The organism is Micromonospora sp. WMMD1128, from assembly GCF_027497235.1.
GTDB lineage: Bacteria > Actinomycetota > Actinomycetes > Mycobacteriales > Micromonosporaceae > Micromonospora.
This window is the reverse complement of sequence record NZ_CP114902.1, coordinates 4,513,258-4,533,771: the sequence shown is the minus strand read 5'-3', so window position 1 is coordinate 4,533,771 and position 20,514 is coordinate 4,513,258. Positions and strand designations below refer to the sequence as shown.

The window sequence follows — 20,514 nt, the reverse complement described above, 5'->3', positions numbered from 1 at the left end:
CCCCGATGCTGCGGGTGATGACCTGGAACATCCGCACCGGCGGGCGCGACCGCGACGGCACCGACCGCCGGGACCGGATCGTCTCGGTGGTCACCGCGCAGCGCCCCGACGTGCTGGCCCTCCAGGAGCTGCGCGGGCTGGACCGTACCCTCGGCGGGCTGGCGGAGCGGACGGGGCTGGTGCCGTACCTGGCCCGGTCCTGCTTCGGCCAGCCGGTGGCGGTGCTGGTCCGGCCGCCGCTGCGGGTGTTGCGCACCGGGCGGGTGCGCCGGCCGTTCCACCACGCCGCCGCCCGGGTCGAGGTGGCCACCGGGGCGGGGCCGCTGACCGTGTTCAGCACCCACCTCAACCCGTACTCGGGTGGGCGGCGGCGGATGGAGGCGGACTGGCTGGCGGCGGCGGTGCGGCGCACCGGGGGAGAGCTGGCCCTGCTCGTCGGGGACCTGAACACGCTGGAGCCGGCCGTCGACCACACCGACCGGCTGGCCGGGCTCGCCCCCGGCTACCGGCGTCGGCACCTGCGCCGCGACGGCCGTACCGTGGACACCCGCGCGGTGGCCCGGCTGCTCGACGGCGGCCTGGTCGACCTCTGGCCGCGCTCCGGCGGCGACGGGCCCGGCGGGTTGACCGTGCCGACCGGGCACGGCGGCGCGGAGTTCGCCGGGATGCGGCTGGACTACCTGCTCGCCACGCCGGCGCTGGCCGAGCGGGTCCGGGCGGTGCGGGTGGTCCGCGACGGCGATGCCGACGTCGCCTCCGACCACTACCCGGTGCTGGCCGAGCTGGACCTCGCGGCCGGCTAGGCCAGGTCGGACAGCACGATCGCCACGAAGATCAGGATCACCGCCTCGCTGATGATCCAGGAGTGCGCGTTCGACCAGTCGCGGACCTTCGGCAGCAGGCGCTCCGCGCGGGCGCCGAGCAACACCAGCGCGAGCAGCGGCAGCGCCAGCAGCAGCACGGTCAGCACCAGGAACGGCAGCAGGTGCCACCACGGCTTGTCGTGGCCGGCCAGGCTGCCGGCGACCGACGCCATGGTGACCTCGTCGCTGGGCATGGCGAGGAAGAGCACCACGCCGAGACCGAACGCGAACGTGGGCCGCGGGTCCTCCAACCTGCGCATCCAGCCCGGGGGCTGGTTCCGCTTGCGCCGCAGGAACGTGATCACCATGAGTACGAGCAGCAGCACCAGCACGATCCAGTCGATCAGGTGCCGGCTGCCGCTGTCCTTCGTCCCGTTGCCGGCGGAGTGGCGCACCAGCCGGAACACGCCGTACCAGACGGTCAACGGGATCAGCGTGCCCAGCGCGGCGCCCGCCAGGAAGGCCACCGAACTGCGGCGCGGGTCGCGGCTGGCGGCCAGGAAGACCGCGCTGATCAGCTGCGGCCCAGCGATCATCACCAGCGTCAGCGGCAGCACGGTCAGCAGGTTCATGGGCTCATTCTGTTGCCGCCCCTGCGGTGGCGCGGCCGGTTCCGGAAACGCACGGCGTCACAGCTCGCGCAGTCGGGGCAGCAGCTCCTCCCGGGCCCAGTCGATGAACATCGGCTGGCTGTCCCCACCCACCTGGACCAGCGCCACGTGGGTGAAGCCGGCGTCGACGAACTTCTTGAACGCCTCGACGTGCCGGTCGGTGTCCGGACCGCAGGAAATGCCCTCGGCCACGTCCTCCTCGCGGACGAACTGGGTGGCCGCCGCGAACGCGTCCGGGTTCGGCAGGTCGGCGTTGACCTTCCAGCCCATCCCGAACCAGCGGAACTGGTCGTGCACGATCTTGCGGCACTCGTCCTCGTCCGGGCCGTAACAGATGGCCACCTGGCCGTAGCGGGGTCGGCCCGCGCCGCCGGCCTCCTCATACATGTCGATCAGGTGAGGCAGCGGATCGGTGGCGATCATGGCGTCCGCGTACTCGGCGGCGAGCGTGGCCGACTGCCGGCCGGACGCGGCCACCGCCATCGGCACCGGACGCTCCGGGCGGTCCCAGACGTACGCGTCGGGCACGTCGAAGTGGTTGCCGGAGAACGTCAGCGTCTCGCCGTTGAGCAGCGGCCGGATGATCTGGAGCGCCTCCTCGAACATCTCGTGCCGCTGCTGCACGTGCGGCCATCCGCCCACCACGTGCTCGTTCAGGTTCTCCCCGGCGCCGAGGCCGAGCGTGAACCGCCCGTCCGAGAGCACGCCGATGGTGCTGGCCTTCTGCGCCACCACCGCGGGGTGGTAGCGCCGGATCGGGCAGGTGACGAACGAGAGCAGCTCGGGCCGGGTGGTGGCGTGCGCGACCGCGCCGAGCACCGACCAGGCGTACGGGGAGTGGCCCTGCGACTCCAGCCACGGGTAGTAGTGGTCGGACATGACCAGGTGGTCGAAACCGGCGGCCTCGGCGCGCACGGCGTGGTCGACCAGGTCCTTCGGGCCGGCCTGCTCGCACATCAGGGTGTAGCCGACGTTGACCATGGCGCCTCTCCTTCCGGGGTGGATCGTCCCGGGATACCCCGCCGGGCGCCGGTCAACCTTGACGCGTGGTTCGACGCTGCCTAGAGTCCGGCTTAACCGGTTCAGGCCGGGAGGCGCACCATCCTGTGGTGGGGATGACCGCCCCTGCGGCGGCCCGTGGCGACACGGGCCGCCGCAGGACTTAACCGGTTGCCTTCGAGGGCGCATCGTCCTACGCTGATGCCGGCGTCCGGGACGTCGCCACCTTCTGAGGACAGCCATGAAGAAAATGCTCTCCGTCGCGGGCGTCGCCCTGCTGACGGCCCTCGCCTCCGTCTTCGCCTTCGGGCAGCCGGCGCAGGCCGCCACCGGTTTCTCCGTCTCCAACGGGCGGCTCTACGACGCCAACGGCACCGAGTTCGTCATGCGCGGGGTCAACCACGCGCACACCTGGTACCCGCAACAGACCAGCTCGTTCGCCAACATCAAGGCGCTCGGCGCCAACACCGTCCGGGTGGTCCTTGCCACCGGTGACCGCTGGACGAAGAACAGCGCCGCCGACGTGGCCAACGTGATCTCGCTGTGCAAGACCAACCGCCTCATCTGCGTGCTGGAGGCGCACGACACCACCGGGTACGGCGAGGACGGCGCGGCCACCACGCTGGCGAAGGCCACCGACTACTGGCTGAGCATCGCCGACGTGCTCAAGGGTCAGGAGAAGTACGTCATCGTCAACATCGGCAACGAGCCGTTCGGCAACCAGGGCTACAGCGCCTGGACCACCGACACCTCGAACGCGATCAAGCGGCTGCGCGCCGGCGGCCTCACCCACACGATCATGGTGGACGCGCCGAACTGGGGCCAAGACTGGACGTTCACCATGCGCGACAACGCCGGCACCGTGTTCGCCGCCGACCCGCAGCGCAACACCGTCTTCTCCATCCACATGTACGGCGTCTTCGACACCGCCGCGGAGATCACCGACTACCTGGGCCGGTTCCGCACCGCCGGGCTGCCCATCGTGGTCGGCGAGTTCGGCTTCAACCACTCCGACGGCAACCCCGACGAGGACACCATCATGTCGTACGCCCAGGCCAACCGGATCGGCTACCTGGGCTGGTCGTGGAGCGGCAACGGCGGCGGCGTCGAATACCTGGACATGACCACCAACTTCAACCCGGCCCAGCTCACCACCTGGGGCCAGCGCATCTTCGCCGGGGCCAACGGCATCACCGCCACCTCCCGCGAGGCGTCGGTCTACTCCGGCAGCTCACCCAGCCCGACCACCAGCCCCACCACCAGCCCGAGCCCGACCACCAGCCCCACCACCAGCCCGAGCCCGACCACGCCGCCGACCAGCACGCCCCCGCCGGCCGGTGGCTGCACCGCCGCCTACACCGTCACCAACTCGTGGCAGGGCGGCTTCCAGGGCGACGTCAAGGTGACTGCGGGCTCCGCCGCGATCAGCGGCTGGACGGTGAAGTGGACGTTCGCCAACGGCCAGGCCGTCAGCCAGGCGTGGAACGCCACGGTCAGCAACAGCGGGTCGACCTGGACCGCCCGCAACGTGGACTACAACGGCCGGCTCGGCGCCGGCGCGAGCACCAGCTTCGGCTTCATCGGCAGCTGGACCGGGACCAACAGCACGCCCGCGGTGACCTGCACCGCGAGCTGACCGACCCCGCGCACGCCGGTGGCCGGGTCCGCACGGACCCGGCCACCCGTTTTCGGGTACGCCTCAGGCCGGTGCGGTCGGACCGTCGGCGTGCCTGCCGTGAGGGCAGAGACGACTTAGCCTCCGCCGCCCCGGCTTCGCTTCGACCGAACCATTCGGCGGTCACTCCGGCGCCCTGACACATCCATTCCGTTCCACCCACTAGCCGGGCGGGGCATGGGTGGAACGCTATGGGTGTCTCCGGCGCCCGTCGAGAGCATCCGCGCGAAGCGACGAAGACGAACCCGGCGTACTCATCCTCGCCTGGAAACGCTCCTAACCCGAACCGTCCTCTCGGAAGGCGACGCACTCTCGGGCGTGGTCCTCGATAGCCTCAGCCAGTTCGGACAGCGCCGTGAGTCGATGCATTGGCAACGGTGAGCCGCACTCGCCGCACTCCAACCGGTCAATCCGGGTAGGCCACCACCAAACGTTGGTGTTGACTGGAACGCGCATCGGCTCTTCCTCCGACAGCACCGATCCACCTCCGTTACAAGTCGGTGAGGCGCCCTGATCCGTGCCGGGGGTCAGGACGCCCTCCGATGGCCGACTGCCCGCACCGACATGACGTCCACTACGGGCCGCGCCTTTCCTGAAAATGTAGTGCCAGAAGTGCAAGTAAGGCAAGTAGTGCCAGGCGTGTCAACGGTGCTGATCCGGGTAGGCGGCACGATGACGCCCGTGCCCATCCCGCACACGGCGAAGGAGATCGCCGACGATCTGACCCGCCGCATCGGCGCCGGGGAGTTTCCGCGCGGGACCCGCCTGCCGACGTACGACGCACTTGCCGCTGAGTACGGCTCGGCCCGGCGCACCGTCGCACGTGCCGTGGACATCCTCAAAGCGCACGGCATCGTGGTGGGCGTGCCGGGGTCGGGAACATACGTTGCAGAGGCGTAGGCGCCCGGCGACGATCCTCAGGAAACGGCCTCGGCTCGAATCCTGACACTGGGCGAGGTGCGGGCGTACGGGCCGAGCTGCCGTACGATCTGGCGCGCGTCGCGCCGACCGGCCGGCGCGCGATCGTCGGGAGGGGACGCGATGAGTACGCCGGGGACCAGGGGACGACCGTCGGGTTTGGTGATCGGCTCGCTCGTGGCGATCTCGTTCGGGACCGTCTTCATCCTGGTCAACAGCGGAGGACTGCCTTCGCCGTGGCCGCTCGTGGTGCGGGTGCTCGGTCTGTTGGTGGCCGCACTGCTCCTGGTCGGCCTGTTCCGGGTGGCCCGGCACGCCCCACCGGCAGCGCAGGGACCGGAGGCGGCCGGGTTCATGGACCGCCGCTACTGGATCGTGGTGGCGCTGGAGGCGGTCGCCCTCTTCGGCGGCCTGGCCGTGATCAACGGCGTGCTCGACCGGCCCGCCGTGGCGGTGGCCTGGGTCGCGGTGGTGGTCGGCGTGCACTTCTTCGGCCTGGCGGCGGTCTGGAGGATGCCGCGCTACCACTGGCTCGGCGCGGTGATGACCGCGCTCGGCGTGGCCGGCTTTCTCACCTACGCTTTCGGCGGCGACGCGGGAGCGGTCGGCCTGGTCTCCGGCGTCGGCTGCGGCGCCGCCCTCTTCGCCACCGTGGCCCTGGCCCTGCGCGACACCACCCGCCGGCCGACCTGACGCACGGCACCAACCCGCTGGCCGGCCTGACGCACGGCACCGCCGGCCGATCTGACGTCCGCTCGGCTTCGGGTGCGTCTGACGTTGCCCGAGCGACGACAGACACACCCGAACTGGTCAGACGGCGGTGACCTCGAGCAGCAGCGCCTGCTCCGGATGCAGGGCCGGCAGTTGCAGGCCGACCACGCCGAGCACCGACCCGGCCAGCACCACCCCAGCACCAGCACCAGCACCAGCACCATCACCAGCACCAGCACCAGCACCAGCACCAGCACCAGCACCGGCATCAGCACCAGCACCGGCATCAGCGCCAGCACCAGTACCGGCACCGGCGCCAGCACCGGCGACGGCGACGGCCAGCCAGGCCGGCGGGGTCAACTCCAACGCCGCCGGTGCCGGCACCCCGGCCGGTGGGCGCACCCGGTAGCGCCGCGCCGGGTCCAGCCCCGGCAGCCGCACCGCGCCCGGCGCCTGCGCGACGGACGTGGCCAGCCGGCTGATCGCGTACACCGCTCGGGAGCGGTCGTGGGCGACCACGCCGTGGGCCTGCACGGCCGGGTCCGGGTGGTCGACCCGGACCACCCGACCGCCGTGCAGCAGCGGGCGCAGCCGCTTGTGCAGCGCGACCCAGGCGGCGAGTTCGGCCCGCGTGGACGCGTCGATCGCGCTGATGTCCCACTCGATGCCGTGGTGGCCGAAGAGCGCGGTGACCGCCCGGAAGCCGAGGTCGTGCACGCGGCGCGTGGTGTGCGAGCGCTCCGGGCCGATGTGCGTGCCGATCAGCTCCGGTGGCAGCAGCAACCCGGTCCAGCGTTGGATGGCGAGCCGTTCCAGCGCGTCGTTGCAGTCGCTGGCCCAGACCCGGTCGGTGCGGCGCAGGACCTCCAGGTCGACCCGGGCGCCGCCGGACGAGCAGCTCTCGATCTCCAGGCCCGGGTGGCGGGCGCGCAGCTCGTCCAGCAGCCGGTAGGCCGCGAGCGTCTGGGCGTGCACGCCGGGCCGGCCGGCGTGCCCGGCCTCGGTGAGGTCGCGGTTGTGGTCCCACTTCAGGTAGGCGATGCCGGCGTGCTCGGTAAGCACCGCGTCGAGCCGGCCGAGCAGGTACGCGTACGCGTCCGGGCGGGCCAGGTCGAACACCTGCTGGTGCCGCCACGGCGGGGGCAGCCGGCCGGGCACCTGGAGCACCCAGTCGGGGTGGGCGCGGAACAGGTCGGAGTCGGGGTTGACCATCTCCGGCTCGACCCAGAGCCCGAACTGCATGCCGTGCCCGCGTACGTGGTCGATGAGGGGTTGCAGCCCACCCGCCCAGACCTGCTCGTCGACGAACCAGTCGCCGAGCCCGGCGAGGTCGTGCCGCCGGCCGCGAAACCAGCCGTCGTCGAGGATGAAGCGTTCCACCCCCACCTCGGCGGCCCGGTCGGCGAGCCCGCGGAGCCGGTCCAGGTCGTGGTCGAAGTAGACCGCCTCCCACACGTTGAGCGTCACCGGCCGGGGCGTGCGCGGATGGCCTGGCCGGGCGCGCAGGTGGGTGTGCAGCGCGTGGCTGAGCCCGTCCAGCCCGTCGGCCGACCAGGCCGCGTAGAGCAGCGGGGTGGCGTACTCCTCGCCCGGCCCGAGCACGATCTCGCCGGGCGCGAGCAGCTCGCCGCCGCCGAGCGTCGCCTCGCCGGTGGGACGGCGCTCGGCCACCGTGACGTGGTCGCCGCTCCATGCGGTGTGCACCGCCCACACCTCGCCGTGCCCGAAGCCGAAGCCGGGGGTGCCGGCGACCAGCAGCAGCGTGGCGTCGTGCCCGGTGCGGCCGTGCCGCCCCTCGCGGACCCAGGCGCCCATCGGCCACGGGTGCCGCTGCGGCGCGCGTTCCCGGCACCACCGGCCGGTCAGGTCGAGCAGTTCGGTGGCGACCGCCGGCACCGGCAGCACCGGGGTCAGCTCCCGCAGCTCGTAGCGGCCGTCGCCGTCGTTGCGCAGCCGGTGCCGCAGCGTCAGCACCCCCGCGGCGTCCAGCGTGATCTCGACGGTGAGGCTCAACCCCGCGTCGGCGTCCACCGCCCGCACGGTCAGAAGGAGGGGGCCCTTGTTAACGCCTGGGGTAGATGAAGGGGCCCCTCCTAACAGCTCGTCGTGCAGCTCGATGCCGGTGAGGCGGAAGGCCGTCGACCAGTCCCGGCCGTCGCGGTGACCGGCCAGTCCGGGCCGCCCGCTCCACCCGGCGCTCGCCTCGGGCAGCAGCGACAGCACGGTCGGCGCGTCGAAGCTGCTCGGCACCACGGGCGCGACCGTGGCGTCGACGAGGGCGGGCAGGTCCTCGGTGGACAGTGGCCCCAGGTCGGCACCCCAGTGCACGATCCGGGGCAGGCCGGGGCCGCGCGCGTCGAGCACCAGGCTGGTCCGCGCGCGGCGCAGGTGGACGATCGTCATCCCTTGGAGGCTCCCAGCGTCAGACCCCGGACGAACTGCTTCTGCAGCAGGAAGAAGATCACCAGGGTGGGGATCGCGACAAGCACCGAGCCGGCCGAGACCAGGTTGTTGTCGGTGAAGAACTCGCCGCGCAGGTTGTTCAGCGAGCTGGTCACCGGGAACTTGTCGCCGGTACGCATCAGCACGGTGGCCCAGAAGAACTCGTTGTAGATCCAGGTCACCTCCAGCGTGGCGAGCGCGGCCAGGGCCGGTCGGCACAGCGGCATGGTCACCTGCCAGTACTGCCGCCACACGCTCGCCCCGTCGACCATCGCCGCCTCGTACAGCTCGTGCGGCAGCGCCTTCATGTAGTTGCTCAGCACGAAGACGCAGAAGCCGCACTGGAACGCCACGTTGACCAGGATCAGCCCCCAGTAGCTGTCGTAGAGCAGCTCCGAGTCGCTCATCCAGGCCGGCAGCGGGATCTCGGTGAACATCCGGAACAGCGGGATCAGCAGGGACTGCTGGGGCAGCAGGTTCGCCGCGGTGAAGAGGCCGAGCAGCGCGATGTTGAGCTTCCAGCTGAACCGGGCGATCACGAACGCCACGCACGAGGCGAGGAAGAGCGTGAGCAGCACCGCCGGGACGGTGATGTAGAGCGAGTTGAGGAAGTGCTTGCCGAACTCGGCGGTGCGCCACGCGGTGACGTAGTTGTCGACCGTCCAGCCGCCGAGCGAGACGTACCCGTGCACGGCGGTGTACCGGTAGGAGCGGAACGAGGTCAGCACCGCCCAGAGCAGCGGGAACAGCCAGCCGACGGCGACCGTACCCAGGAAGACGTGCAGGACGACCCGGGCGGGCCGCACCGGCCGGCGGCGCCCGGGGGAGACGGCGGCGGTCATCGCTTGTCCTCCCGCATGACGGTCCAGAGGTAGATGGTGATGAAGACGAGCGACACGGCCAGCATGATGGTCGCGAGCGCGGAGCCGAAGCCGATCCGGCTGGCCTCGCCGACCACGTTCTGGGTGACCAGCGCGGAGATCAGCTCCAGCCCGTTGCGGCCCTTGTTGATCACCCAGACCAGGTCGAACGCGCGCAGCGACTCGATCACGGTCACCACCAGCACGATGACGTTGATCGGGCGCATCACCGGGAAGACGACCCGGAAGAACGTGCTGGTCTCCGAGGAGCCGTCCACGGCGGCGGCCTCCCGCAAGGTCGGGTCGACGCCCTTGAGGCCGGCCAGGTAGAGCAGCATGATGTAGCCGACGTGCCGCCAGCCGGCGGCCACCAGCACGGCCCAGATGTTGACGTCCGGGTCGCCGTACCAGTCGGTCTTGCCGCCGAACACGCCGTTGAGCAGGCCCTGGTCCCGGCTGTAGATGAGCTGCCAGATGAAGCCGACGAGCGCCAGCGAGAGCACCACCGGCAGGTAGAGCGCGGTCTGGTAGAACCGGCTGCCGCGTAGTTCCTTGTCGAGCAGCACGGCGAGGAACATGCCGAACGGGGTGGCCGCCACGAAGAGCGCGGCCAGCCAGAGCAGGTTGTGCCGCACCGCGGGGACGAACGGCGGGTAGTTGTGCACCACGTCGTCGTAGTTCTTCCACCCGACCCAGTCGATCTCGCCGACCGGGCCGATGCCGTCCCAGTTCGTGCCGGAGAGCAGCACCGTCGCCGCCGCCGGCAACCAGACCAGGCCGAGGACGAGCAGCAGGGGCACCACCACCATCAGCGTGATCACCACGCGGTCGGTGCGGGACAGGAGCCGTAGCCGTCGGCCGCGACCACCCGTGGTGGTGGTCGCGGCCGGTGGCGGCACGGCGCGATCCGCTTGGATCAGGGGCAGGTCGGACATGGTGTCCTTCCCCCTTCCGCCGTCAGCTTGTGAAGATCGACTTCTTCTGGTTCTCGACGCTCGTGAGCATCCCGCCGATGTCCTTCGGGTCCTTGATGAACTGCTGCAACGCCGGGATCATCACGGTGGAGGCGAAGTCCGGCCGGGTGTCCCGGTCGAGGAACTGGGCGATCTCGGTGGCCGAGCCGACCAGGTCGGCGGCCTTCTTCTGGAGCGCGGTGTAGCTGGCGATGTCCGCGCCGCTGTTGGCCACGAGCGTGCTCGGGTCGTTCTTGACCGTGATGTCGGCGGCGTCCTTCGAGCCGAGGTAGGTCAGCAGCTTGGTGGCCGCGTCCTTGGACTTCGGCTTGCGGGCCATCATGTAGCCGTCGATCGGCGCGTCCAGGGCCTTCGCGCCGATGGTGGAGTCGACCTCGGGGAATGTGAAGAAGTCGAGGTCCTCCAGGTCGGCGCCGCTGAACTGCTGGCCGACGAAGAGACCCAGCAGATACATGCCGCTCTTCTTCTGCTGCAACGACTGGGCGGCCTCCTGCCAGGTGCGGCCCAGCGCGTCCGGCTGGTGCAGGGGGAGCAGCCCGGCCCAGGTGTCGAAGACCTTCTTGACCTTGTCGGAGGTCCACGCCTCCTTGCCGGCCATCAGGTCGATGTGGAACTGGTAACCGTTGATCCGCAGGTTGAGGATGTCGAACGTGCCCATCGCCGGCCAGCCGTCCTTGTCGGCGAAGGCGATCGGGTTCAGCCCGTCCTTCTTCATCTGCGCGCCGAGCGTGGTGAGCTGGTCGAGCGTGGTCGGCACCTGGTAGCCGCGCTGCTGCCAGACCGACTTGCGGTAGAAGACCGCCCACGGGTAGTACGACGCCGGGACGAAGTACTGCTTGCCGTCGTCGCCCGTGGACGCCTTCTTGAACGCGTCGGAGTAGCCGTCGAGTTTGCCCCAGACGTCGCTGAGGTCGCCGGCCAGGCCCTTGGCGGCGAAGAACCGCATCCGGTAGCCGGCGAACCAGGTGAACACGTCGTCCGGCTTGCCCTGGAGATAGTTGTTGATGTTCTCCTGGAACGTGTTGTGGTCCACCGTGTTGATGTTGACGGTGACCCCGGAGGACGTCTTGAAACCGTCCATCACCTTGGCGGTGACGTCCTTGGGCTTCGGGTCCGACTGGTTCGAGCCGAGCGAGACGGTCTTCGCGTCGCCGCCGGAACCGGAGTCGGAGTCGCCGCAGCCGGCGAGCGCGCCGGTGCCGAGCAGCGCGCCCGCGCCGGCCGCGCCGGCCAGCAGCGAGCGCCGTCGCAGGCCGGCGACGGACGGGGGTACGAGTCGGGCGAGGTATTCGGCTTGCGAGCGGGGACGGGACATTGCGCCTCCTGCGTGGAGAGGTGTGCGACGAGATCCACCGAGAATCCACACGTCCGAACAGAAATAGCCGGTGGCGGTTGAAGCTACCCCTTGATTCGGCGCTGTCAATAGGGCGGAAAGGTGTACTGGGCAGGGGAAAAAGATGGTAAACGTTGTAACATCTGTCGATGTTGGAAAGTGTTGACTTGGGTGGCGTTCGGGGGCACCCTCAGCTCTCATGCGGACCTGGCACGGCGAGGGCATCTGGTACGGCGCCGACTACAACCCGGAGCAGTGGCCCGAGGAGGTGTGGGCCGAGGACGTCGACCTGATGCGCCGCGCCGGGGTCAACCTGGTCTCGGTCGGCATCTTCTCCTGGGCCCTGCTGGAGCCCGCCCCGGACCGCTACGAGTTCGGCTGGCTGGACCGGGCGCTGGACCTGCTGCACCGCGGCGGGATCAGCGTCGACCTGGCCACCGCCACCGCCAGCCCGCCGCCGTGGCTGGCCCACCGGCACCCGGAGACGCTTCCCCGCCGCGCCGACGGCACGGTGCTGTGGCCCGGCGGCCGGCAGGCGTACTGCCCCAGCTCACCGGTGTTCCGGGACCGCTCGCTCGCGCTCGTCGACGCGGTCGCCCGACGCTACGCGGCACACCCGGCGGTCGTGCTGTGGCACGTCTCCAACGAGCTGGGCTGCCACAACGTGCACTGCTACTGCGACGTCAGCGCCGAGGCGTACCGCCGGTGGCTGCGCGAGCGCTACGGCGACCTGGACGCGCTCAACGCCGCCTGGGGCACCGCGTTCTGGAGCCAGCGCTACCACGACTGGGCCGAGGTGAACCCGCCGCGCGCCGCGCCGACCTTCGCCAACCCGACCCAGCAGCTCGACTTCCTGCGTTTCTCCTCCGACGAGCAACGCGCCCAGCTCCGCGCCGAGCGGGAGCTGCTGAACCGGCTCGTCGCCCAGCCGGTCACCACCAACTTCATGGTCGGCGCCGGCATCAAGCACATGGACTACCACTCCTGGGCGTCCGACGTGGACGTGGTCGCCAACGACCACTACCTCTCCGCCGCCGATCCGCAGCCGCACGTCGACCTGGCGTTCGCCGCCGACCACACCCGCGGCGTGGCCGGCGGCGCGCCCTGGCTGCTGATGGAGCACTCCACGAGCGCGGTCAACTGGCAGCCCCGCAACGTGGCCAAGACGCCCGGCCAGATGCGCCGCAACAGCCTGGCGCACGTGGCGCGCGGCGCCGACGGGGTGCTGTTCTTCCAGTGGCGTGCCTCCCGTGCCGGCGCGGAGAAGTTCCACTCCGCGCTGGTGCCGCACGCCGGGCCGGAGACCAAGGTGTTCCGCGAGGTCTGCCGGCTCGGCGCCGACCTGCGGGCGCTTGCCGAGGTACGCGGCAGCCGGGTCGACGCCGACGTCGCCCTGCTGTTCGACTACGAGGCGTGGTGGGGCGCGGAACTCGACTCCCACCCCAGCGTCGACGTCACGTACACCGATCGGCTGGCCGCGCTGCACGGCGCGCTGTGGCGGGCCGGCGTCACCGCGGACGTGGTGCACCCGTCGACCGACCTGTCCCGCTACCGGCTGGTCCTGGTGCCCACGCTCTACCTCACCCGCGACGCCGACACGGCCGCGCTGCGCCGGTTCGTCGAGGCCGGCGGCACCGCGCTCGTCACGTACTTCAGCGGCATCGTGGACGAACACGACCACATCCGGCTCGGCGGCTACCCCGGCGCGTTCCGCGACCTGCTCGGCGTACGCGTGGAGGAGTTCTTCCCGCTGCGCGCCGGCGAGACGGTACGCCTCGACGACGGCGCCCGCGCCGACGTGTGGACCGAGTGGCTGCACGCGGAGGACGCCGAGGTGCTTGCCGCGTACGCCGACGGACCCCTGCCGGGCGTGCCGGCGCTGACCCGGCGCGTGGTCGGCGCGGGCGCCGCCTGGTACGTCGGCACCCGGCTCGACGACGCGGCCACCGACAAGCTGGTGGCCCGGCTGCTCGCCGAGGCCGGGGTACGCCCGGCGGCGCCCGTGCCGGCCGGCGTCGAGGTGGTCCGCCGCCGGTCGGCGGACCGGAGCTGGCTGTTCGTGGTCAACCACACCGACGAGCCGGCCCGCCTGCCGGTCACCGGCGTCGAACTGCTCACCGGCGACCGGTGCGACGGCGAACTGACGGTGCCGCCCGGCGAGGTGGCGGTGGTCCGCGAGGACCGCGTGCCCGCGACCACCTGACCGGTACCCTGCCGCTCGCGCGCCGAGGAGGTCCACATGCTCGCCCAGCAACGGCAGAGCGCCATCCTGGAGCTGATCCGCCAGCGCGGCGGCGTCCGGGTCAGCCACCTGGTGAGCCGCTTCGGCGTGTCCGACATGACCATCCGGCGTGACCTGGAGGTGCTCGTCGAGCGCGGCCTGATCGACAAGGTGCACGGCGGGGCGACGCTCGCCGGCCCCGGCTCCACCGAGGAACCCGGCTTCGCCGCCAAGTCGGCGCGGCAGCAGGCCGAGAAACGGGCCATCGTGGAGCGGGCCGCCGGGCTCGTCGAACCCGGCATGGCCGTCGCGCTCTCCGCCGGCACCACCACCGCCGCGCTCGCCGCACGCCTCGCCGAGGTACGCGGACTGACCGTGGTCACCAACTCGATCCCGGTCGCCGACGCGCTCTACCAGAACCCGCGCACCGACCAGACAGTCGTGCTGACGGGCGGCATCCGTACCCCGTCGGACGCGCTGACCGGCCCGGTCGCCGAGGCGGCCATCGCCGCGCTCAACGTCGACCTGCTCTTCCTCGGCGTACACGGGATGAGCCGCCGCACCGGCTTCACCACCCCCAACCTGCTGGAGGCGGCGGTGAACCGCCGACTGATCGGCGCCGCCCGCCGCCTGGTGGTGCTCGCCGACCACACCAAGTGGGAGACCATCGGCATCGCCACCATCGCCCCGCTTGAGGAGGCCGACGTGCTGATCACCGACGGCGGCCTGCCCGTCGAGGCCCGCCGGGAACTCGGCGAACAGGTGGGCGAGCTGACCGTGGTGGAGGTCGGCTGACTCACCCGCCGTCGGCTGCGCGCGTTATCTCCAGTTCATAATGATCGCGCCTGCGCGCGGTGACTCTGCGCGTCTCACAGGTACTTCTCAGCGACGGCGGTTAGGGTCCCCTCACCATGCGCCCGACGGTCCATGTCGGAGCGCCGTCCCGCGGGAGAGACGATGGTCTTCAAGAAGATGTTGAGCGCGTTCGGCGTGGGCGGCCCCAGCGTCGACACGGTGCTCGCCAACCCGAACACCCGACCCGGGCTGGCCCTGGACGGGCACGTCAACCTGGTCGGCGGCGACGCGCCGACGCGCATCGAACAGATCAGCGTCGGCCTGGTCACCCGGGTCGAGATGGAGGGCGGCGACAGCGAGTACGCCGGGATCATGGAGTTCCACCGGATGCCGGTCAGCGGCGCGTTCGAGCTGGCGCCGAAGCAGCAGCTCGCCATCCCGTTCCAGCTGCCGGTGCCGTGGGAGACCCCGGTCACCGACGTCTACGGCCAGCGGCTGCACGGCATGACGATGGGCCTGCGTACCGAGGTCGCGGTGGCCCGGGCGGTCGACAAGTCCGACCTGGACCAGGTGTCGGTGCACCCGCTGCCGATCCACGAGCGGATCCTCGACGCGTTCCAGGCGCTGGGTTTCCGGTTCAAGCACGCGGACCTGGAGCGCGGCCACATCTACGGCGTGCCGCAGACGCTGCCGTTCTACCAGGAGATCGAGTTCTTCGCGTCGCCGCAGTACGCGCAGACCGTCAACGAGGTCGAGTTGACGTTCGTGACCAGCCAGCAGGGCATCGAGGTGATCCTTGAGTGCGACAAGCGCGGCGGTTTCCTCACCGCCGGGCACGACGCCTTCGGGCGATACTCCGTCCCGCACACCGACGCCGCCCGTACCGACTGGGTGCCTGTGGTCGACGGTTGGCTGCAGGAGACCACCTCCCGGTACGGCGGCCTGCGCGCCCAGGGCTACGGCGCGCCCGGCCACTACGGCGCGCCCGGCCACTTTGGCGCCCCGGGCCACTACGGCGCGCCCGGCCACTACGGCGCGCCGGGTCACCACGGCCGGCGCGGCCCCGGCATGGGCGGCGTGGTGGCGGGCGCCGCGCTTGGCGTCGCCGGTGGTCTGGTCGCCGGTGAGCTGATGGACGACGCGTTCGGTGGCGACGACGACGGCGGGGACTTCGGCGAGGAGTGACCACACGCGACGACGCCCCCGGGACGGATCCCGGGGGCGTCGCCGTTCGCATGCGGAGCGGTCAGTGCCGGCCCCGACGCTCCCGGCCGGAGCGGCGCGCGCTGCCCGCCTTGGACAGGCCCCGGCTGACCAGGTACGCGCCGGTCAGCGCGGTCAGGTACCACCAGGCCTGGTTCGGGTTGTTGATGTTCAGGCCGTTGGCGGTGGTGCCCTTCCAGAACGCGGCGATCACGACGACCGCGGCGGCTGCGGCGTACACCCAGAACTCGGTGGTGAGGAACGCCTGCTTCGTCTCGGTGCCGGGGGCGGGCATCTCCTCCCGGTGACCGTCGTGCATCGACGGCATCGGACGCGTCGGCGACTCCTGCATGCCGGTCCGGTTCTGGACGTCGGACATCGGCCGGTTCATCGGCCTGGTGGATGCAGCCTGCGTGCTCATCTGGTCCTCCTCAGGATTTGATGAGTCGTTACCTGCACACCCTCGCCCCGCTACCGCAGGTCGGCCACGGCACGGTTCGCGCTCTGTGGCGGGGGCACCCTCCGTCTACCCGGCCCCCGAGACAAGCTAACCGCCGGATCCCGGCCGTATCCCCGCCCCGCACCCGCCCCTTGTCCGCGCCGTGCCAGCGCCCTTGCCGGCACAGACCTTGGACTTGTGGTGCCATGATTCGACCTTTTTGTCGGTTATCGGAGGTGCCACAACTTCAAGATCGACGAAAGGAGTGCGGTGCGGCGGTGGGCGGTTTCAGCCGTCGGGGGTCGGGCACGCATGACCGACAGCCACATCACGAGCTGCGAGGTGGTCGACGTGCGTGAGGACGACATGCGGCAGGACGCCGCCCGGCAGGCCGAACAGCGGGTCGCCGGCGGGGTGTACGGCGAGGGCGCGCTCGACGAGGTCACGGTGCCGCAGACCGACGTCGAGCGGATGCGGCAGGAACTGGACCCGGACGACCCGGCGGACGTGCCGGTGGACCCGACCGTGCTGCGCGACGGCGGACCGACCCGGGGCCAGGGCGCGGTGACCACGACCGGGGGTACGGCCGGCCCGGCGAGCGCACGTCGGGTGGCCCGGCAGCCGGAGCAGCACCGGGGCAAGGTGGCGCCGACCACCACCGGGGACGCCACCACCGGCGGTCTGAGCACCCCGGCCGGCGGCTCCACGAGTGACGCCTCGGCGCCCGGCGCCCAGGTCGGCAACGTCACCGACGAGGGCGCCGACCCCGGGTGAGTGGTGTTAATAAGGGGCCCCGCCTCTACCGAAAACGTTAAGCGGGGCCCCCTCCTTACATCCGGAGGATGCCGAGGCGCTGGGTGGCTCGGGTGAGGGCCACGTAGAGGTCGCTGTGGCCGCGTGGGGACTCGGTCACGATCCGGTCCGGGTCCACCACCAGCACCGAGTCGAACTCCAGGCCCTTGGCCTGCTCGGTGGTGAGCACCACCACCCGGTTCGCCAGTTCCGGCTGCTCGCCGACGGCGGCCTCGGGCAGCGCCGCCACGACCGCGCCGCCCAGCTCGGCCACCCGCCCGGTCGGCACGATCACGCCGAGCCGGCCGTCGCCGAGCGAGGCGGCCTCCCGGGCGGTCGCCTCGACAAGTTCGCCGACGAGCCGGTCCGCCGGGACCGTCCGGTCCCACGGGGGTACGCCGGTGGCGCGTACCGAGCGGGGTGGGCGCAGCGCCGGGTCGATCTCGGCGAGCACGCCGGCGGCGACCGCCATGATCTCGGCCGGGGTGCGGTAGCTGACGGTCAGCTCCTCCAGCCGCCACCGGTCCGCCACGTACGGGCGCAGCGCCTGGCCCCAGGACGGGGTGCCGGCGAGCGCGCCGGTCTGCGCCACGTCCCCGACGATCGTCATGGACCGGCTCGGGCACCTGCGCATCAGCAGCCGCCAGGCCATCGGGGACAGCTCCTGCGCCTCGTCGACGATCACGTGCCCGAACGCCCAGGTGCGGTCCGCGGCGGCCCGTTGGGCGGTGGTGAGCCGGTCGGACTCCTCCTGTCGCTCGGAGAGCCGGGCGGCGTCGATCAGGTCGGTCACGCCGAGGATCTCACCGCCGTCGGCCTCGTCCTCGACGTCGATCGAGCGGGAGCCGCGCCAGATCTCCAGCACGCCCTCGGCGTACTCGCGTTCCATCGTGCGGATCCGCTCCCGGCGGGCGGCGGCGGCGCGTTCGTCCTCGCCGAGCAGCTCGGCGGCCTCGTCCAGCAGCGGCACGTCCGCCGGGGTCCAGCCGCCGGGTTCCCGGTGCAGGGCGGCCCGCTCGGCGTCGGTGAGCGTCGGCGCGGCGGTGGCGAGCCGCTCCGGCGAGGCGAACAGGTCGGCGAGCAGGCGCTGCGGGGTGAGCACCGGCCACAGCTCGTCCAGCGCGGCCACGATCTCCGGCTCCTCGCGCAGCTCGCGGCGGATCTCCGCCCGGTCGGCCTCGGAGAGCAGGTTGTCGCCGCCGAGCGGGTCGGCGCCGATCCGCTCGGCCACCTGGTCGGCGAGCGCGTGCACGATCTCGATGTCGAACAGCGCGCGGGCCAGGTTGTGCGGGCGGCCGGTGCGGCGGACCCGGTCGCGGGCCTGGCGCACGGTCTCCGGGTCGAGCGTGAGCACCTCCCGCTGCGGCAGCTCGACGGCGATCGGTTCGGCCGGCACCCACTGCCGGTCCCGGACCGCCTCGGCGAGCGCCTCGGCCCAGAGGGCGCGGCCCTTCAGCGCGGCGGTGGTGGCCGGCTCGACGCGTCGGGCGTGCACGCCGGGGAACAGGTCGGCCTGGGTACGCAGCAGCACGCCGGTCTCGGCGAGCGCCGGCAGCACCTGGGAGATGTAGCGCAGGAACGTGGCGTTCGGGCCGACCAGCAGCACGCCCCGGGTGGAGAGCTGCTGGCGGTGGGTGTAGAGCAGGTACGCGGCCCGGTGCAGCGCCACCGCGGTCTTGCCGGTGCCCGGCCCGCCCTGCACCACCATCACGCCGGGCAGGTCGGCGCGGATGATCCGGTCCTGCTCGACCTGGATGGTCTCGACGATGTCGCGCATCCGGCCGGTGCGCCCGGCGTTGAGCGCGGCCAGCAGCGACGCCTCGCCGGTGACCTCCTCGTGCGCGGTGGGGGAGGCGGCGGTGATGTCGAGCACCTCGTCGTTGAGCCCGGTGACCTTGCGGTCGCGGGTGCGCAGGTGCCGACGTCGGCGTACGCCCTGCGGGTTGGCGGCGGTGGCCAGGTAGAACGGGCGGGCGGCCGGCGCGCGCCAGTCCATCAGCAGCGGGTCGTAGTCGCCTGCCGGGTCGAAGATGCCGATCCGGCCGATGTAGCGGGCGGCGTCGTCGTCGCCGTCGAGGCGGCCGAAGCACAGGCCGGACTCGACGGCGGAGTACTGCTCGACCTGGTCGGCGTACATCGCCACGGTGGAGTCGCGCTGCGAGCGGGCCTGCTGGGTGCCGCCGGTGTGGCGCAGTTCCTCGTCGAGCCGGCGGGCGGCCTGCTCGCGCAGCCCGTCCAGCCGGTCGTAGAGCATCGAGACGTACTCCTGCTCGCGACCGATCTCGTCGCCCTGGTGCAGCTCACCCGACACGTCGGAGTGCGTTGACAAGCCGGCTCCTCATTGACTAGAATTGCCGCAAGAATGGCATTCAAATGCCATTCTTTTTTGTGTCTGAACTGAGAAAGATAGCGCGTCGCCCGCCATTCGACCAAGCCCGGACACGGCTCGGGGCCCGGCCGGCGGGTGCCGACCGAGCCCCGAGCCCGGCGTCGTTCAGCCCTTCGCGGCCTGGTAGAGCCGCTCCGGCGTGACCAGCCCGGCCACCACCCGGCCGTCGTCGGTCAGCAGCACGCTGAACAGCTTGCCGCTGAGCAGCCGGCCGCTGCCCCAGTCGCCGCTCACCTTCGGCAGGTCGCCGAGCACCTGGGCGAGCATGTCCGCGTCCGGCGCGTCCGCGCCGGCCTTCGCGCCGTCGGCTCCGCCCGCGTCGCCGAGCTCGGCGACCACCACCGTGGTCCAGCCGGTGCCGACGGTACGCACGTCCGGCCGCTTCGCGTCGGCCTGGCCGGGCTTCGAGCCGGGCACCTTGCCGGACGCCTTGCCGGCCGGGCCGGGGCGCGCGTCGGTGGACTCCTCGGTGACCTTCACACCCGGCGGCGGGTTGAACCGGAACTGGTCGGCGGCCGGGGTGCGGAAGTCGACCTGGGTGAACGCCACCTCGAACGCCGGCTCGTCCTGACCGTCGGCGAGCACCTCGAAGCGCAGCGGCACGTGCTCCTCCGCGTCGAGCGCGATCCGCACCTGGTGCACCAGCGACGCCTTGTCGCGCGGCGTGAGCACCAGCTCGTACGCGTCCCGTCCGGCCACGGTGGCCGTCCGGCCGACGGTCACCGCCGTGGTCGGGTCGATCGCGGCCAGCGCCTGCTGGGCGGCGTCGGCCGGGGTGGCCGGCGCGGACGGCAGGTCCTTGCCGTCGGCGGGCAGCTCGCGGTGGACCGCGGTGTTCTCCCGGCTGTTCCAGGTCCAGACGTCGCGGCCGTTGCGCAGCACGTCCTGCTCGCCGAGCGTGTCGACCAGGGCCAGCCGCTGCCGGTCCTCGCCGCCGTACCAGACCCGTAGCGTGTGCGTGCCGGAGACCAGGCCGGCCAGCTCGTTGCCGGTGGCCTTGCCGGCGAGCGCGGCGATCGGCGGCAGGCCGAGGTCGGCGCGCTGCACCACGGTGCCGGAGAGCCCGTCCAGGCGGGACGTCCGCAGGTCGTCCAGGAGCTGGGCGGCGCTGCGTGGGGGCAGGGCCGGGTCGGCGCCGGCGGCGAACGCGCCGATGGCGGCGCCGCCCCCGATCACGGCGACCCCCGCGGTCACCGGGACCAGCCAGCGCAGCACGGCGCGGTTCTTCATCACAGACATAGTGTGCACCTCCTGCGCACCATGCTGCGGGATCGTCGCTGTGAGGACGC

The 20,514-nt window shown here is 71.8% G+C and carries 17 protein-coding genes; 8 read left to right on the top strand and 9 right to left on the bottom strand.

From position 1 onward, the window contains the following. Positions 1-5: 5 nt before the first annotated feature. On the top strand, positions 6-803 hold the full coding sequence (locus tag O7602_RS20060) for an endonuclease/exonuclease/phosphatase family protein (RefSeq protein WP_281584177.1): 798 nt from the start codon (positions 6-8) through the stop codon (positions 801-803). Here the strand turns inward: O7602_RS20060 and O7602_RS20055 are convergent. Together O7602_RS20055 and O7602_RS20050 are read right to left on the bottom strand one after the other, a co-directional pair. Beyond that, positions 800-1,435 (bottom strand): GAP family protein, encoded by a 636-nt coding sequence (locus tag O7602_RS20055; protein ID WP_281584176.1) that lies wholly within the window; start codon positions 1,433-1,435, stop codon positions 800-802. The genes O7602_RS20060 and O7602_RS20055 overlap by 4 nt on opposite strands. A gap of 57 nt (positions 1,436-1,492) precedes the next feature. After that, positions 1,493-2,455, bottom strand: a complete 963-nt coding sequence (locus tag O7602_RS20050) for a TIGR03557 family F420-dependent LLM class oxidoreductase (protein ID WP_281584175.1) — start codon at positions 2,453-2,455, stop codon at positions 1,493-1,495. Between the two features lie 259 nt (positions 2,456-2,714). On the opposite strand from O7602_RS20050, the gene O7602_RS20045 reads away from it, so the two are divergent. From O7602_RS20045 to O7602_RS20035, 3 genes are all read left to right on the top strand, one after another. Then, positions 2,715-4,109, top strand: a complete 1,395-nt coding sequence (locus tag O7602_RS20045) for a cellulase family glycosylhydrolase (RefSeq protein ID WP_281584174.1) — start codon at positions 2,715-2,717, stop codon at positions 4,107-4,109. 678 nt (positions 4,110-4,787) lie between these two features. After that, a complete protein-coding gene (locus tag O7602_RS20040; protein ID WP_281584173.1) occupies positions 4,788-5,048 on the top strand; it encodes a winged helix-turn-helix domain-containing protein in 261 nt (86 codons plus the stop codon). A 180-nt stretch (positions 5,049-5,228) separates the two neighbouring features. After that, a complete protein-coding gene (locus tag O7602_RS20035) occupies positions 5,229-5,759 on the top strand; it encodes a hypothetical protein (protein WP_281584172.1) in 531 nt (176 codons plus the stop codon). 117 nt (positions 5,760-5,876) lie between these two features. Here the strand turns inward: O7602_RS20035 and O7602_RS20030 are convergent, their stop codons facing one another. From O7602_RS20030 to O7602_RS20015, 4 genes are read right to left on the bottom strand one after another with little or no spacing between them, the layout of a single operon-like run. Beyond that, on the bottom strand, positions 5,877-8,180 hold the full coding sequence (locus O7602_RS20030; protein ID WP_281584171.1) for an alpha-galactosidase: 2,304 nt from the start codon (positions 8,178-8,180) through the stop codon (positions 5,877-5,879). After that, positions 8,177-9,061 carry a carbohydrate ABC transporter permease gene (locus O7602_RS20025; RefSeq protein WP_281584170.1) on the bottom strand — a complete coding sequence of 295 codons (885 nt, stop codon included), beginning with the start codon at positions 9,059-9,061 and terminating at the stop codon, positions 8,177-8,179. The genes O7602_RS20030 and O7602_RS20025 overlap by 4 nt, the downstream gene beginning before the upstream one ends. Beyond that, a complete protein-coding gene (locus O7602_RS20020; RefSeq protein WP_281584169.1) occupies positions 9,058-10,014 on the bottom strand; it encodes a sugar ABC transporter permease in 957 nt (318 codons plus the stop codon). Before O7602_RS20020 ends, O7602_RS20025 begins: the two co-directional genes overlap by 4 nt. 22 nt (positions 10,015-10,036) lie before the next feature. Further along, entirely contained in the window at positions 10,037-11,368 is a 1,332-nt protein-coding gene (locus tag O7602_RS20015) for an ABC transporter substrate-binding protein (protein WP_281584168.1), read from the bottom strand. A gap of 217 nt (positions 11,369-11,585) precedes the next feature. Between O7602_RS20015 and O7602_RS20010 the strand changes: the two genes are divergently transcribed. The 3 genes from O7602_RS20010 to O7602_RS20000 all read left to right on the top strand — a co-directional run bounded on the left by O7602_RS20010 (position 11,586) and on the right by O7602_RS20000 (position 15,587). Next, positions 11,586-13,589: a beta-galactosidase gene (locus O7602_RS20010; protein ID WP_281584167.1), complete on the top strand. Its 2,004-nt coding sequence runs from the start codon at positions 11,586-11,588 to the stop codon at positions 13,587-13,589. Between the two features lie 36 nt (positions 13,590-13,625). Further along, positions 13,626-14,402: a DeoR/GlpR family DNA-binding transcription regulator gene (locus O7602_RS20005; RefSeq protein WP_281584166.1), complete on the top strand. Its 777-nt coding sequence runs from the start codon at positions 13,626-13,628 to the stop codon at positions 14,400-14,402. Positions 14,403-14,564: 162 nt separating this feature from the next. Continuing rightward, positions 14,565-15,587, top strand: a complete 1,023-nt coding sequence (locus tag O7602_RS20000) for a sporulation protein (protein WP_281584165.1) — start codon at positions 14,565-14,567, stop codon at positions 15,585-15,587. Between the two features lie 61 nt (positions 15,588-15,648). Here O7602_RS20000 and O7602_RS19995 read toward each other — a convergent pair whose 3' ends face one another. Further along, a complete protein-coding gene (locus tag O7602_RS19995; RefSeq protein WP_281590416.1) occupies positions 15,649-15,984 on the bottom strand; it encodes a hypothetical protein in 336 nt (111 codons plus the stop codon). A gap of 411 nt (positions 15,985-16,395) precedes the next feature. Here O7602_RS19995 and O7602_RS19990 point away from each other — a divergent pair, with 411 nt between their 5' ends. Continuing rightward, positions 16,396-16,818 carry a hypothetical protein gene (locus O7602_RS19990; protein ID WP_281590414.1) on the top strand — a complete coding sequence of 141 codons (423 nt, stop codon included), beginning with the start codon at positions 16,396-16,398 and terminating at the stop codon, positions 16,816-16,818. Between the two features lie 55 nt (positions 16,819-16,873). On the opposite strand, the gene O7602_RS19985 is transcribed toward O7602_RS19990, so the two are convergent. Beyond that, positions 16,874-19,090: an AAA family ATPase gene (locus O7602_RS19985; RefSeq protein WP_281590412.1), complete on the bottom strand. Its 2,217-nt coding sequence runs from the start codon at positions 19,088-19,090 to the stop codon at positions 16,874-16,876. Between the two features lie 240 nt (positions 19,091-19,330). After that, positions 19,331-20,464, bottom strand: a complete 1,134-nt coding sequence (locus tag O7602_RS19980; RefSeq protein WP_281584164.1) for a sigma-E factor regulatory protein RseB domain-containing protein — start codon at positions 20,462-20,464, stop codon at positions 19,331-19,333. Between the last annotated feature and the right edge of the window lie 50 nt (positions 20,465-20,514).